The organism is Moorena sp. SIOASIH, assembly GCF_010671925.1.
Taxonomy (GTDB): Bacteria; Cyanobacteriota; Cyanobacteriia; order Cyanobacteriales; family Coleofasciculaceae; genus Moorena.
Genome location: NZ_JAAHIH010000010.1, coordinates 189,937 through 206,381, shown reverse-complemented (window position 1 = coordinate 206,381; position 16,445 = coordinate 189,937). Strand labels below are relative to the sequence as shown.

Genomic DNA, 16,445 nt, shown 5'->3' with positions numbered 1-16,445 from the left:
GACATCGGTCTAGCCAGAGCAATGGCAAGGGGGCGATGGCAAATCATCAGCAGAGTTCTTCAACTAAGGTTGTCACCCCATCGACACCATCCCTGAGTAATGGACATCGGTCTAGCCAGAGCAATGGCAAGGGGGCGATGGCAAATCATCAGCAGAGTTCTTCAACTAAGGTTGTCACCCCATCGACACCATCCCTGAGTAATGGACATCGGTCTAGCCAGAGCAATGGTCACACAGCAAAGGCCAATCATCAGGGGAGTTCCTCAACTAAGGTTGTCACCCCATCGACACCATCCCTGAGTAATGGACATCGGTCTAGCCAGAGCAATGGTCACACAGCAAAGGCCAATCATCAGGGGAGTTCCTCAACTAAGGTTGTCACCCCATCGACACCATCCCTGAGTAATGGACATCGGTCTAGCCAGAGCAATGGTCACACAGCAAAGGCCAATCATCAGGGGAGTTCCTCAACTAAGGTTGTCACCCCATCGACACCATCCCTGAGTAATGGACATCGGTCTAGCCAGAGCAATGGCAAGGGGGCGATGGCCCAGAACCCAGGAAACAGGATTGCACTCTCACCATTCATCCAGCCCACATCTCGGTTACGTCCCATGGAGAGTTCTCAGACCAAACCAACATCAATTCCCACTCAACCTACCCAGAAGCCAAATGGGCATCTTGTGACTTCCTCTGTGAGTAGCACCAATGGCAGGTCTGATGCCAAACCAGCACTAGCTCTTACTCAACCCGCTCTTGAATCGAACATGGCCTCAACACCAACGCTATCTGTAAATTCCCAACGTCTTTTAGAGAGCTTAGAGTATAGCTTGAAGTTGTTTAGTCAGCATCAAGGTGAAACTTTACAGGTTCATGGACAATATCTCAACAATCAGCTGGAATATGCCAAAACCTTTTTCCAACTGATGCAACAGCAGCATTCCTTGTTTGGCAACAGCAACGGAACTGATCAACAAGCGCAAACGAAGCAAGTTGTCCTACAGAGCTTAGAGCGCAGTATGATGCAGTTTCACCAGCACCAAGGTCAGACTCTCAACGTCCATGAGCAATATTTAAACCATCAGCTAGAGTATACCAAAAACTTTTTCCAACTGGTAAAACAGCAGTATCAACAGGTTATCACTGGTGAGGTTGTTGATCAACCAGTGCTAGAAGCTGGTTTAGGGAATCAATTGGTGGGGAATCAGGAGTTAACCACACAACCTACTTCTACAAAGGTCACAACAGCGGTTACTAGCGCTCAGGATAGTCTCAATAATTTGCCACCCACCACTAAACTGACTACAGCGACCACACAAACAAATAAGTTAGTAGAGAAACAGGATAGCCAAACCTCCCACAATGGGGAAGTTGTAAACCAAGAGGAAACAGTTAAACAAAATCTCTCTGATAGCTCTAGTAATACAAGTGCATTTATAACTGTTCCTGGTGCTACCCTGGTCAAGGAGCCAGAGCCAGAGCCAGCTTTGAGCAATGTCTCAAAACCCGTTCAGGAAAGTTTAGTAGCTGAAGTCAAGCTTGAGCCAACAGCAAAAGTAGCATCTTCACCATCAGGAGCTACAGATGTTAACGCCATTCGTCAAACTCTGCTAGATGTGGTTAGCGAGAAAACGGGCTATCCAGCGGAAATGTTAGAGCTGGAGATGGATATAGAAGCGGATTTAGGGATTGACTCCATTAAACGGGTGGAAATCCTGGGTGCTTTGCAGGAGATGTATCCTGATTTGCCTCAAGCCAATCCAGAACAACTTGGGGAACTGCTCACCCTTGGTCAAATCGTGGAGTACTTACAGTCGAATGGTTCCAAGGTTATCCCTGTCCAACCTGAACCAACAACCAACAGCTCAGCTGAGATGGAAATAATCGAATCTGAGTCAGTGGTCAGCAATGATTTTAAACTAGTTTCAGAAAATCTAGCGCTAGAAACTCCAACACCATTAACAGCTACAGATGTTAAGGCCATCGGTCAAACTCTGCTAGATGTGGTTAGCGAGAAAACGGGCTATCCAGCGGAAATGTTAGAGCTGGATATGGATATGGAAGCGGATTTAGGGATTGACTCCATCAAACGGGTGGAAATCTTGGGTGCTCTACAGGAGATGTATCCTGATTTGCCTCAAGCCAATCCAGAACAGCTCGGAGAACTGCGCACCCTTGGTCAAATCGTGGAGTACTTACAGTCGAATGGTTCCAAGGTTATCCCTGTCCAACCTGAACCAACAACCAACAGCTCAGCTGAGATGGAAACAATCCAATCTGAGTCAGTGGTGAGCAATGATTTTAAACTAGTTTCAGAAAATCTAGCGCTAGACACTCCGACATCATTAACAGCTATAGATGTTAAGGCCATCGGTCAAACTCTGCTAGATGTGGTTAGCGAAAAAACCGGCTATCCAGCCGAAATGTTAGAGCTGGATATGGACATGGAAGCGGATTTAGGGATTGACTCGATCAAACGGGTGGAAATCCTAGGCGCTCTACAGGAGATGTACCCTAATTTGCCTCAAGCCAATCCAGAGCAACTCGGAGAACTGCGCACTCTTGGTCAAATTGTTGAGTATCTTCAACAGCAGACAGCGACAACTGAAAAAAAAAAGTTCCAGCAGCAGCCTTCTAGTGAGCAACTTGACCTAGATCATAAGATTCCACGCTGTTTGGTAAAACTTAAAGCTCTGCCTGAGCCAGATAGTTTGGATTTCAGTCTACCTGACAAGCATATTGTTTTGTTAACCGATGATGGTTCACTAACTACATCCAAACTGGCTCAATCCCTAACAGAGCGTGACTGGAAAGTGGTGGTCTTAAGTTTTCCCCAATCCCTGATTGCAGAACAACCACCTTTACCGAAAGGAGTTAGTCGTATTGTGTTGAACGATTTGAGTGAGGAGCATTTGAAACAACAATTGGCAGCAATTACTGCTAACTATGGTCCGGTTGCTGCATTCATTCATCTCAATCCTGCCATTGGGACCGGGCCCAATCATGGGATTCGCTTTCTTGACCTAGAAAAAGCTCTTCTTAAGCAGGTCTTTTTCATTGCCAAATATCTCAAACCATCACTGAATCAAGCAGCGCGTCAGGGACGGAGTTGTTTCATGACTGTCGCTCGTCTTGATGGAGCGTTTGGATTAGCACAAAAGGTGAACTTTGGTGCAATTGGTGCGGGTCTATTTGGATTGACTAAAACCCTAAACCTTGAATGGGAATCGGTATTTTGCCGGGGGATTGACCTGAGTCCTGACCTGAATGCTGAGGGCTCGGCTCAGTACATCATGGCTGAACTTCACGATCCCAACCATTATATTACTGAAGTTGGATATAGTTCACAGGGGCGAGTAACCCTCAGCACTGAACCATCCATCTAAATATAGTGATTGAGTGCTGAGTGCTGAGTGTGACTAGTGGCAAAAATTAGGGCGTTGCTGAATCTTTGAATGAATAGGAGTAGAGTGGGCATCCTGCCCGCCACAAAAGATCGCCGAACAGGCAAGATGCCTATTCCACAAAACTCTTAAAATCATGCCATTATTAAGCAACGCCAAAATTAGGGTGCACCTTAACAAACTGGAACAATCAACCAAAACGTTGAAGATGTTAACAATGTCGCAAATCTCGCCAGGAGAAACCCTAAACAGAAAACTAGTTCCTGTCGAGGAAGGAATGGAAATCTTAAATCGCCTTGCTAAATCCAGTTATGTAGTAACGATCAGTCGCGTCAAAGGATCTCTCAGTGAAGAAATCCTTAGACAGGCTCTTGACCTGATTCAATACCGTTACCCTTGTCTTAACTGTCGTATTGTTGGTTCGTTAGATAATCTTTGGTTTGAAACTGGAGGGGTGTCCAAGATTCCTTTGCGGGTGGTTGACAATCTCTACAACGAACACTGGCAAGAGGTTGTTCTTGAAGAGCTGAATCAGGAAATTGAGAGTAATAAAGGTTTGATGCGGGCAGTGCTAGTTCGTGCTGAGAGTGAAAACAGTGCGAACTATCTGATTACATCAATCCACCACGCTATATCAGACGGCTTATCTTGTGTCCGACTGCACTCAGCAATTTTGACCTACTGCCAGAAAATTCACTGTGGGGAACCAATAACTTCAGTGCTTCCCTTACCCATACTCCCACCCATAGATAGGTTAATTCCGATATCAACGAGGGGATTCCAAGGGATTTGGCATAGATCATTCCTATTATTACGAAGAATTTTTAATCAGCTTTGGCATCGACCAAAAACTCTCGGGTTTGAGAAGTGCGTACCCATTAATTTACGCCGTTGTGGTATGGTGCAAAAATCCTTAGACAAAGGGTTAACCCAAGAGTTGATCAATCGTTGCAAAAAGGAAAAGACAACAGTACATGGTGCCCTGTGTGGAGCGATGCTGTTGACTGCCGCAAAAAGCATCACAGCAAATAAGAAAAAAAGGTTGTGTGTAAGTTGCCTATCCTATGTTGACTTGCGCAGACGCTTGGAACCAGTGGTCAGTGATGAGGTCATGGGGAGCCTAGTTTCATGTGTTACCTCATATCACACCTTACAGAGCAATCTATCATTCTGGGATTTAGCTCGCAGTGTTAAAAAACAGCTCGAATATCGTTTGAAAGGAGCAAATATATTTAGAGTTATTGTTATAACTAAAACCTTGATAAAGATGTTTTTAAAGCACCCTAATCAAGGGTCGTCAACCGTATCTGTAACCAATATTGGTAAAGTCAACATTCCTAAACATTACGGAGCCTTTGAACTAGAAGAAATCAGCTTTGCTTCAGCCAACGGTTCTTTTGGGGTAAATTTATCTGTTGCTGTCTCAACCTTTGACGAAAAAATTATTTTAAATTTTTGTTTTTCTGAACCATTTATAAGTAATGATTCGATGGAAAAGTTAGCAAATAATGTCCTGTATTATCTTAGGGATGCTTGCTTACCAAATGTAGCTTGACCCCTAACGTAGTGCCACAAATGCTAGCTATACACCCCTGATAATCAAAGTTAAATAAGAGTAACTATTTATCAAAAAATTATCTAATTATTGGAAAGCTTTATGATACAAACAGCTCAAATCAGTCAATCATCAGTGTTTCTTGTCAGTGGCGGAGCAAAAGGCATTACCGCTGAGTGCGTGATTCGGATGGCACAGCACCAACCATGCAAATTTATCCTACTGGGTCGTTCATCAATCATGAAAGATGAACCAGATTGGGCAAAGGATTGTTTTGATGAATCTGAATTAAAAAAACGGATTATGGAAAATATCCTTGCCCAAGGACAGAAGCCTACCCCCATGGAAGTAAAAGGGGTATTTAAGACAATTGCTTCGAGTCGAGAAATTCACAAAACTCTCTTGGCAATTGAACAGGCAGGCGGTCAGGCAGACTATATTGATGTTGATGTAACCGATGCTCTAGCCTTACAGCAAAAGCTGGCGACTGTGGTGGAGCGCATGGGTCCAATTACCGGTATTATCCACGGAGCAGGGGTTTTAGCGGATAAATTAATTGAAAAGAAATCGGAACAAGATTTTGACACCGTTTATGCTACCAAAGTAAAGGGTTTGGAAAATCTGCTGAGTTGCGTCAGCCCAGGTCAACTGGATTATTTAGTTCTATTTTCTTCTGTAGCTGGTTTTTACGGAAATATCGGTCAGTCGGACTATGCGATCGCAAATGAAATTCTCAACAAATCAGCTCATCTGGTCAAGCAACACCATCCCTCCTGCCATGTGGTTGCCATCAATTGGGGACCTTGGGACAGTGGTATGGTGACTTCGGAACTAAAGAAGGCGTTTGCTAAGCGCAACATTGAAATTATTCCAATCCCAGTGGGGACAAACATGCTAGTTAAGGAACTGGATACTGCCAATCAGGAAACGGCGCAAGTGGTGATTGGCACTCCACTGGAACCGGTGTTAGGGGAGTTAAACCCTGAGTTACGAACCTATCGTATTCGCCGCAAGTTGACACTGGACGCTAATCCCTTTTTACAAGATCACGTCATTGCCGGTTATCCAGTCTTGCCAGCTACTTGTGCCGTAGCATGGATGATTAATGCCTGTGAACAACTCTATCCCGGTTACAAATTCTTCAGTTACACAAATTTCAAGATCTTGAAAGGGATTATTTTCAATGAGACTCTGGCAAGCGAATATATTCTGGATTTAAAAGAAATTGCTAAGACCAATGACGGTTCAATAGAATTTGAAGGAAAAATATGGCGTAAAAAAGAAGAAAGTAAAATTCCTTATCATGAGCATTATCGGGTTCAGATTAAGCTTGTAAAAGAAATTCCTAGTGCTCCCACTTATGAGACCGTTAACCTTGAGGAAGATGATCAAATTCCTGAACATATTAAATCACCATTATATCAAACTGGACAATTCACCTTATTTCATGGCTCTTCGTTTTGGGGGGTGAAACAGGTCTTGAATCTGAGTGCTACAAAAATTACTGCAGCCTGTGCTTGGTCATCTATTAGTAACCGACAACAAGGTCAGTTTACAATTCAAACTTACAATCCCTACATCGCTGATATTCAGACCCATCCTACTGGAATTTTAATTGATTCGTTTTATCAAGAGGAATTGTTACCTTCCCAATCGCAAAAATTTGAACAATTTGCTATGATCCCACCGGGAGAAACTTTTTATGTATCTACCGAACTAAAATCTAAACAAGCTAATAAGGTTAGTGTTGATATCATAGCCCATAATCGTGAAGGACAAATCTACTACCGTTGGACTGGCTGCCAAGGAACTATTTATTCTATATGGTCAAAGGGTAAATAATTGACCAATAGTCATTAATTTAATAGCCTAACTATAACTTATTTATTCGCAACAGCTATAGTATTTTATAAATTTGATATGGAAAAAATAGCAATAATTGGATTTTCTTGCCTCTTTCCTGATGCCAAGACTCCAGAAGAATTATGGCAGAATCTGATTAGCAAAAAAGAGTCTACTTCCTTAGCGACTGAGGAGGAGATAGGAGTTAACCCGGCAAGATTTTTTCATCCATTAAAAAATCAACCGGATAAAACCTACTCCTTAATGGGAGGATATATCCGAGATTTTACCTTTGATGTCACTGGATACAACTTGCGATCAGAACTTCTTGAAGGGTTAGATCCTCTCTTGCAAGGGAGCCTGTATGTTGCCAAACAAGCACTGCAACACAGTAATTATTTGAGCAATGACAGGGTGCTCTCAAAGTGTGGTGTAATTTTGGGTAATCTCTCAAGCCTTACTCAACGCTCACATCAACTATTTGGATCGATTTATCAGCACACCATCGAAGCTGCACTTAGGGAGCTTTTGCAGAATCCAAACTTCCAGTTGGCGAAATTACCGAAATCTGCCCAATTATCTCTGTATAATGGCATGAACTGTGGCGTGCTGTCAGCGTTAGTCGCCCGAGCTTTTTCTCTATCCGATATTAACTATACCCTAGACTCTGCCTGTTCCTCATCACTGTATGCTGTGAAATTGGCAAGTCATTACCTACTATCCCAGAAAGCTGATTTGATGTTAGCGGGAGCCGTTAGTTATGCCGATCCAATTTTTGTTCGGATGCTATTTTCTGGTGTTCACGGTTACCCTGAAAATGATGTCAGCCGACCCTTAGATCAATCTTCCAAAGGTCTAACGCCAGGAGATGGGATTGGTATGGTGGTGCTCAAGCGCTACAGTGACGCGATTCGAGATGGTGATAAAATTTATGCGACAATCTGTGGTAACGGATTATCCAATGATGGTCGAGGAAAGCACCTGCTGAGTCCGAACCCCAAAGGCCAAATTTTAGCTTATGAACGAGCCTATGCTGAGGCAAACATTAGTCCAAAGAGCATCGATTATTTAGAATGCCATGCTACTGGTACTTTCCTTGGTGATACCACTGAACTTAGCTCTGTAGATACCTTCTTTGGTCAGCATCAAGGGTCTATGCTGGTGGGTTCTGTCAAATCTAATCTGGGTCACCTGCTAACTGCTGCTGGTATGGCTAGCATCATTAAAGTCATTTTGAGTATGTCTAAGGGTGTCATACCCCCGACAATTAATATAACGACTCCCCTCAGCTCTCCTAATAATGTGATTGGGGCGGAGCAAGTGGTTCGAGCTGCAACTCCCTGGCCGAACAATAGACCGCTTAAACGCGCAGCCATCAATGCCTTCGGTTTTGGGGGAAATAATGCTCATTTGATTCTTGAGCAATCTACTCAGGTCGAACAAATTCCTGATTTTGAACCGGAAGCCTCTACACCCGTGCCAGCTACTAAGATGGCGATTGTGGGGATGGACAGCTTTTTTGGCTCCTGTGATGGCTTGGATCGGTTTGAGCGCAGTATTTATGATGGAACCCAGCATTTTATCCCCCTTCCTAACCAACGCTGGAAGGGAATCGACGAGGAACAGCAATTGCTCAAGGACTATGGCTTTACAGACGGTAAAGCACCCTTAGGCGCTTACATCGAAGATTTTGACATCGACACATTACGGTTTAAGATACCGCCCAATGAAGCAGAGACACTCAACCCTCAACAACTGCTAATGCTTAAGGTAGCTGAGCGTGCCGTGAAAGATGCAGGACTAAGTGAGGGGGAAAATGTGGCAGTGATTATCGCTGCAGAAACCGAACTTGCTATTCACCAGCTTCAGCAGCGATGGCATCTGTCTTGGCAACTCAAAGAAAGTTTTGTTGACACGAATCAATCCTTAGTCTCCGAAGCTATCGATACCCTAGAAAGCATTGTTAAAGATAGCATCCACAACCAAGCAAAAACCAGTGACCATCTCGGTTACCTTGGTGTGATCACAGCCAGTCGTATTTCTGCTCTGTGGGATTTCAACGGGCCTTCCTTCACCCTCGGTGCTGGGGAAAATTCCACCTTCAAAGCTCTAGAAACGGCACAACTATTACTTGCTGCTGGGGAGGTAGATGCGGTGGTTGTGGGTGCTGTTGACCTAGCTGGGGGCGTGGAAAATGTGTTGTTGCGAAACCAATTGGCAAAGGTCAACACAGGAGTCAATACCCTGAGTTACGACCAAAAGACTAATGGCTGGATGGTTGGTGAAGGGGCTGGCGCTGTGGTTTTAAAGCGTCTTGAGACAGCCAAGCAAGAGCAAGACCGTATTTATGCAGTGATTGATGCTATCAGTTTGGTACAAGCCCGTGGGACATCAGACCAGGTCAATCCTTTCCCTCAACCGCCTCTAGCTGAAGCTGTCATGCAAGCCTGTCAACAGGCTCATACTCAAGCAGACATCACACCTGGGGATATTGGCTATGTAGAAGTGTTTGGTAGTGGAGTAGCTCAGGAGGATGAGGCAGAAATTCGCGGATTAACCCAAGCCTATCAAACTGCCAACCCTGATTTAAGCTGTGCCATAGGTAGTGTCAAGGCAAATATTGGTCATACCTATATTGCTTCAGGAATTGCTAGCTTAATTAAAACTGCACTCTGTCTCTATCACCGATATATTCCAGCAACACCTCAATGGACTGGTCCTAAAATGCCCGAGGTTTGGCAAGGTAGTCCATTTTATGTGGCCACTGCATCAAGACCTTGGTTTTTAGCACCAGACACCACCAAACGAGTAGCAGCAATTAACGGTATGGGACTGGAGGGGACTTATACCCATATAATTTTGTCAGAGGAACAGAGTCAATGCGATCGCAACAGCCACTATTTGCATCAAGCACCGTTTTATCTGTTTCCCATTGCTGCTGATGGTCAATCGGAGTTACTCGAGCAGCTGCATAATTTAGAACAAACTATCGAAAATTGTGTTTCTCTATCTACTGCTGCTAGCCAAACCTTTGCCAGGTTTCAAAAACGTTCTCAGGCAATTTATACCCTGGCAATTCTCGGACACAACAACGATGAATTAAAACGAGAGATCCAGCGTGCAATTAAGGGGATTCCCAAGGCTTTTGATACAGGTAAAGACTGGCAAACCCCTATGGGAAGCTATTTTACAGCTAAACCACTGGCTAAACGGGGTACCGTTGCGTTTGTTTATCCTGGTGCTTTCAATTCCTATATCGGACTAGGTCAGAATCTTTTTCAGCTATTTCCCAAACTCTACGAGGAGGTAGATAAACATGTCGCCAATATAGCTTCGATCCTCAGGGAAAGACTTCTTTATCCAAGGAGCTTAAATTCCTTATCAAGAAGGCAACTCGAAGTCCTTGAACAGCAACTGTTAGAGGATTACCATACCATGGTCACATCTGGAATGGGCTTTGTTGGAATCTTGACCATAATTATGAGGGATTATTTCCAAGTTCAGGCTCAATCTACGTTTGGGTACAGCGTAGGTGAACTTAGTATGATGATTGGTCAGTCCGTCTGGAGTAACTATGATCAAGCTATTGATGCCTTAAGCTCCTCTCCTATATTTAGCACAAGACTGTCTGGTCCTAAAAACGCAGTTCGGGAGTATTGGGGATTACCCCAAGGCAAGGATGATCAGCACAAACAAATTTGGAGTACCTATGTTCTGATGACTCCGGTATCCCAAGTTGTAGAATGTCTCAAACATGAAAATCGCGTCTATCTTACTCAGATCAATACGCCAAAAGAAGTGGTTATTGCTGGTGATCCTCAAGCTTGTCGGAGGGTGATTGAAACTCTCAAATGCGATGCCTTCCGTGCTCCTGGCAATAATGTAATTCATTGTGACCCCATGGCTTCTGAATACCATGAACTTGCTAGACTGACCAGTTTACCTATCTGTAGCCAACCAGAAACTATTTTTTATTCCGCAGCGGAGTACAAACCCATTACCCTTGAGAGTCATGCCATTGGTCACGCTATGGCCAAGGGTCTTTGTCAGCCCCTCGATTTTCCTCGGCTAATTAATCAAGTTTACGACGATGGAGCCAAGATATTTGTGGAGGTAGGCGCTGGCAGTACTTGTTCTAGATGGATTGGTGAAAACCTCAAGCATAAGGAACATGTCACAGTTTCCCTCAATAAAAGAGGTTCAAACGACTATACCTCTATTGTCAAAGCCTTGGCAAAGCTAGTTAGTCATCAAGTGTCTCTGGATTTGTCCCCGCTGTATACTCAGGAACCAGAAAATTCCGGTCAACGGCGCTCAATGGTTAAAACCATAACCTTGGGTGGGAGCCGGATTAAGTCTACCATTTTGAGCAATACTAACCAGGAAATAGCCGAAGCTCTATCATCAAACGTCCTAATTCATAAGACTTGGGAACAGCCACAGACTTTGCCCAATTTTAAAGCATCTGAACCCGTAACTTCATCAAACTTTCAAAGTACTGTCCTAAACCATGAAAATATTGCTAACCGTGCTTTCAATCACAGCGTTACAAGCACCGAAACATTAAACTATGGCCAGCCCATTAAAATGCCGCTGGAGAATAATAATTACAGTCTAGAATTAGACAAAAAAAGTAACAATTTGTTTCTGGGAGTAAACCTAAGCGAATTACACAAAAATCAGTATCAAAAACTGAGTTATAATACATCTCGCATCACCAAAAACCATGCTGCTTTTTTAATGAATCAACAAGAATACTTGAAGCAAATTAGCGACATTATTCAGCACCAAGTAACCTTTTCAAAGCAGTTGCTTGATTCTGAATCATAATTGTGTATCAACCAAACATGAAGCGCAAAACACTATTTTTATTGACTTGGGTATCTACCATCGTGCTAATTCTCTGCTGGGTGTTACCTACAAAAGCCTACAACGAGTTCTACCGCAACGGACTCAAAGGACACAGTACCTTTCATTACGAATTTACCCGCACCTTAGTGCGGGCAGCGGGTTTCTCGCCAGAATTGGCAGAACAGATTGCAGTTACCAATCAAGCTGTGGACTCAGTTAATTTCACAGGTTACAGCGGCACCAACGTGCGTCTCACCAATATCCTTCGCCAGGGTCAGTACGGTCTATACTGGCACTTTCCCCAGTTTTGACAGGTAACTCTAATAATTAATTTAACAAAATCAGCTGTATTATAATGACTAAAACTAGATATAAGCCAATGAATGCTTTAGATACACCTCTAAGCAAAAAAGATAATAAAAATGATAATAAAATCGGATTTTTAAATTGTTTCTATGGTCAAAATCAGGTTTGGAAAGGGTCTTTGGATGGGATAGCATTTGATGATCGAGGAATTAAGGCCAAACTGCTAGACTTAGATAAGTCCTGTTATATCGTTAGATCCCAAGGACAGATTGGCGTAACCCAAGAAGGCTACTGGTATCCTTCCGAAAATGGCAAGAGCTCTCAAGTAGAACTGCTGATGGCAGTTCCACCAATACAAATTCAACAGTTAGGCGATCCCAGTTTTTTATCCTTTCATGGGGTAAAATCTGCCTATGTTACTGGAGCGATGGCTGGTGGAATTGCATCTGAAGACATGGTCATTGCTCTCGGCAAAGAGAGAATTTTGAGTTCATTTGGTGCTGGCGGATTAAGTCCTTCCCGCTTGGAAGCAGCTATTAATCGTATTCAACAAGCCTTACCCCAAGGTCCCTACGCCTTTAATTTAATTCATAGTCCCAGTGAACCGGCGATTGAACGCCATGCTGTTGATCTATATCTCAATTATGGTGTTAAAACTGTAGAAGCGTCTGCATTTCTGGACTTAACTCCCAACATTGTTTATTATCGAGCTGCTGGATTAGGACTCAATACAGCTAATCAAATCGAAATCAAAAATAAAGTTATTGCTAAAATCTCCAGAAGAGAAGTTGCTGCAAAATTTATCCAGCCTGCTCCAACACAAATCCTTAAAAAACTCGTTGACCAGGGATTAATCAGTGAGTTACAGGCAACTTTGGCAGAAAAAGTTCCCATGGCAGACGATATCACCGTAGAAGCTGATTCAGGTGGTCATACAGATAATCGGTCTTTGGTTTGTCTGTTACCTTCTATCTTGGACTTGAGGGATGAAATTCAGGAAAAATATGGTTATGAAAACCCCATTCGAGTTGGAGCTGCTGGTGGTATTGGTACGCCACAATCAGCCTTAGCTGCTTTTATGATGGGTGCGGCTTATGTTATGACTGGCTCTATTAATCAGTCTTGCCTTGAAGCTGGAACCTCTCAACATACTAAGGAAGTGTTGGCTAAAGCTGATATGACTGATGTCACCATGGCTCCAGCAGCCGATATGTTTGAAATGGGGGTAAAACTGCAAGTCCTCAAAAAAGGTACCCTCTTCCCCCTACGGGCCCAGAAACTATTTGAGTTATATAGAAGCTATGACTCGATTGAAGCTATTCCGATCCAGGAAAGAGAAAAACTGGAAAAACAAATTTTCCAGAGAAAAATTGAAGCAATCTGGGAGGATACAATAGCTTATATATCCCAACGAAATCCTGATAAAATAAAACAAGCTGCCAATAATCCTAAGGTGAAAATGGCTCTGATTTTCCGCTGGTACCTAGGATTGTCATCTCGTTGGTCGAAGTCAGGGGAGAAAGGCAGAGAAATCGATTATCAGATTTGGTGCGGACCTGCAATGGGCAGCTTTAATAACTGGGTGCAAGGGTCTTACCTCGCTGCTCCAAATAATCGCAGTGTGGTTGATGTGGCTCACCACATCATGAATGGGGCTGCATTTTTACACCGAATACAAAGTTTGAAAATTCAAGGACTCCAAATGCCAGATTACTACAGTCAGTATCGCCCAGTTACTCTTTCCTAACTTGTTAATTTTTAATTATTGATATTGTCAAGCTTGGTAATGGGTCATTGGTAATTGTGATTACTCCCGAGCCATTAACCATTACTAAAAACAAGGTTGACTCTAAACACTACCGCACAGTACCGTACACCATCTAACTTATAGATTACGTAGATTACGTAAATTTTGTCCTAAGGATAATATCATGCTAAAAACCCATAAAGCACCAGAAAAAGGAAGTCAATTTTCAACTCCATCAGAACAAGTTGTCCATGGCCGCAAGAATCTTAAGCTGATGGATATTAATTATCGGCGGAATACTGATTCGGATTACACCGAAAAGATGGACCAGTTGTCTAAAAACTTTGACTATAGCAGCAATAGCGATTATTACTGGGGTGAGCCAGAGCTTTCAATCCTGTACGGTAGCCCCCTCTATGAAGCGGCTTCACCCTCGCAAAAAAAAGCTCTTAACCATCTATTTTGGGCTTTGGATTACTATTTAATTGCTGCTACTGAAACTAATACAATCTTATTCAATGAAGTGACAGCAAATGCCTTCTTTCCCTTTGATGATTACGAAGTTATCTGCCATACGCTAGACGTTGAAACTAATCAAGAACGTTACCATGTTCGTGCCTTTAACAACATTGGGAATAAGACAGAGATAGCCCTATTGGGCGAAACAGTTTTTCACTGTCCTAGGTCAACCAAACCTCAGGAAATGGATAAGACATTATCTCCCTTCAAAGGGATGGGTGGACGTACAAGCTCTCCTTTGGGAATGCATGTGTACACCATCAGTATCAGTAATTCTCCTTTTCTAGCGAGCCAGTACTATACTGCCCGTGGCATCGGCAATTTACATCTCAAAAATAGGGAATATACTTTTTCCCAGTTTTATAAGAAATTAGAGAAAAAGCGTGATTTTATTCCCGCTCCAACAGCAGTTTCTCGTTATCATCTACTTGACGAAAGTTTTCACACCGCAACGTCTCAGTTAATGTCCCACGAAATCTATAAGGATTTCCCTAAGCCAAACATCTGGGAGAAGTACCTTGCTAACCAAGCGGTCTACAGGTTACAAATCGATGTATTTAATGGGCTATCTACTACCGTCCCTGGTACCTGTGCTAGCAATTTTATGCCTATGGTGTATAAGCTCTTGCAAACACCTCTATTTGGCATGTCTAACCAAGAAGCATTACTGATGATGGAGAAGTGTTTCTGTCAGGAAAATGAAGGCTTACATGTGACAGCTAAATATTATCAGCGTCTTCTATCGGATATCCGCAAGTTTCTCGAAGGTCTAGACTATCTGTCACCTGTTAATCGCGAGATGCGTCTGATGGCTTCATCCGGTTCAGTTGAAAAAGCTGTCGCAAATAACATTCGAGAGTTTAAGCAGTTCTCGAGATCGGTTAAGCGTTAGGTCAAACTTGTCCCAGCTCCTGCTCCAGTAATGTTATAAATGAGATACCCAAATTGTTGCTATGGTGAGTATTCACGTTGAAGACGATCAAAAAACCCTTGAGGTCGAACCTAACCAAAACCTAGCTGAGATCTGCGATGAGCATCCCATTTCCCTACTTTTTGGTTGTCGGGAAGCATCCTGTGGCACCTGTCTAATCGAGGTAGTCAGGGGCATTGAAAACCTGTCACCTATCACAGCTGATGAGCAGGATTTGCTTGATGTGTTAGCTCCAGACAATCCTCATGCACGTCTAGCTTGCCAGTGTGTTGTGATGGGGGATATTAGTATCAGTACTCTCAAGGGGTGAGGGGATGAACAGATGAGGGGATGAACGGGTGAGGAAAATTCCCTTTCCACAATATCTTTTGTCCAAGCACAAGAACGGAGTGATGGAGTAATCACTCCATCACTCCATCACTCCATTACTCCATTACTCCTTAAACGAGATATCATTGTAAAAACTCAGGAGTTGAAAGGGGAGCATCGATTCGACGTTGACTAGGCTTGTCAAGTTTATAAATAATTGGTGGTTCTGGTAGCAGCAGATACCGCTTGCCCCAGCCATCATTAATATCCTCAGGTCTAGGTTCAGGTGGTTTGGTCTGACCGGTGGGTAAGGCAACGGACAGAATTTGACGTGCCTGGACATACCGTTGACCATCCGATGTATTGTTGATCAGGCTGCTTGCTAGGGTTATTCGCTGCTTCTTTAACTGCTGTTCTAGTTCCCAGAGGGACTCTTTGGGGGCGAGGGTGGCTACAAAGGTTACTTCCTCTGTTGGTTTTAGTGATAACCCAAGTTTGGACTGATCCATTTGCCAGACTTCTTGAAACTGACCGTCTGGTGCAATTTGCCATAGTTTCAAGTCGGTCTGCCATCTTCCCTTCTTTACATCGACATTTTGATAAGCCAGAATTGAATAGATAAAATTTGCGTCTCTGTTGAAAGAGAGCTGTTGATTAGGGTGCAAATAGCGAATTGCTGCTACCGTGATGGGAATTTCCTCGGGAAGATTCGTGGTTCCTGCTACGGTGTAGATCCCCGGACGGTCTGATTTGGTCACCCTAAGCTGAAAAATTGCTTTGGAAGATTGACCGATTAATCGATTAGTTAATTGCCGTCCTGGTAATGGAAGCTGGGTGCATCCATTACTTAATAGTAAGAGTATAAAGATGCTAAATACCCCTTTTAACAAATGGGTCATATTTTGTTTGACTATTTTTTTTGTCCAAATAAAAATAAAGGTTTTGTGCATAGTCGATAGTTGCATAAAATTGTGATTAAAT

9 protein-coding genes are annotated in these 16,445 nt (G+C 43.2%); 8 read left to right on the top strand and 1 reads right to left on the bottom strand.

All coding sequences use genetic code 11. The features are described from left to right. From F6J90_RS41675 to F6J90_RS41640, 8 genes are all read left to right on the top strand, one after another. Window positions 1-3,386 (top strand): phosphopantetheine-binding protein (locus F6J90_RS41675; RefSeq protein ID WP_293108294.1); only part of this gene is annotated, 3,386 nt, incomplete at its 5' end. A gap of 235 nt (window positions 3,387-3,621) precedes the next feature. Continuing rightward, entirely contained in the window at window positions 3,622-4,959 is a 1,338-nt protein-coding gene (locus tag F6J90_RS41670; protein ID WP_293108291.1) for a condensation domain-containing protein, read from the top strand. Window positions 4,960-5,061: 102 nt separating this feature from the next. Then, complete coding sequence (locus tag F6J90_RS41665; protein ID WP_293108289.1) at window positions 5,062-6,801, top strand: SDR family NAD(P)-dependent oxidoreductase; 1,740 nt, start codon at window positions 5,062-5,064, stop codon at window positions 6,799-6,801. A 78-nt stretch (window positions 6,802-6,879) separates the two neighbouring features. Next, window positions 6,880-11,631 carry a PfaB family protein gene (locus tag F6J90_RS41660; RefSeq protein ID WP_293108286.1) on the top strand — a complete coding sequence of 1,584 codons (4,752 nt, stop codon included), beginning with the start codon at window positions 6,880-6,882 and terminating at the stop codon, window positions 11,629-11,631. Window positions 11,632-11,648: 17 nt separating this feature from the next. Beyond that, the gene (locus F6J90_RS41655) at window positions 11,649-11,963 is read left to right on the top strand and encodes a DUF6765 family protein (RefSeq protein ID WP_293108283.1); all 315 of its coding nucleotides are present in this window, start codon (window positions 11,649-11,651) and stop codon (window positions 11,961-11,963) included. Window positions 11,964-12,007: 44 nt separating this feature from the next. Next, window positions 12,008-13,705, top strand: coding sequence for a PfaD family polyunsaturated fatty acid/polyketide biosynthesis protein (locus tag F6J90_RS41650; RefSeq protein WP_293108280.1), 1,698 nt, complete (start codon window positions 12,008-12,010; stop codon window positions 13,703-13,705). A gap of 184 nt (window positions 13,706-13,889) precedes the next feature. Then, a complete protein-coding gene (locus F6J90_RS41645) occupies window positions 13,890-15,116 on the top strand; it encodes a hypothetical protein (protein WP_293108277.1) in 1,227 nt (408 codons plus the stop codon). 61 nt (window positions 15,117-15,177) lie between these two features. Beyond that, window positions 15,178-15,465, top strand: a complete 288-nt coding sequence (locus F6J90_RS41640) for a 2Fe-2S iron-sulfur cluster-binding protein (RefSeq protein ID WP_293108274.1) — start codon at window positions 15,178-15,180, stop codon at window positions 15,463-15,465. Window positions 15,466-15,607: 142 nt separating this feature from the next. Here F6J90_RS41640 and F6J90_RS41635 read toward each other — a convergent pair whose 3' ends face one another. After that, entirely contained in the window at window positions 15,608-16,414 is an 807-nt protein-coding gene (locus F6J90_RS41635) for a hypothetical protein (protein ID WP_293108271.1), read from the bottom strand. Window positions 16,415-16,445 lie beyond the last annotated feature (31 nt).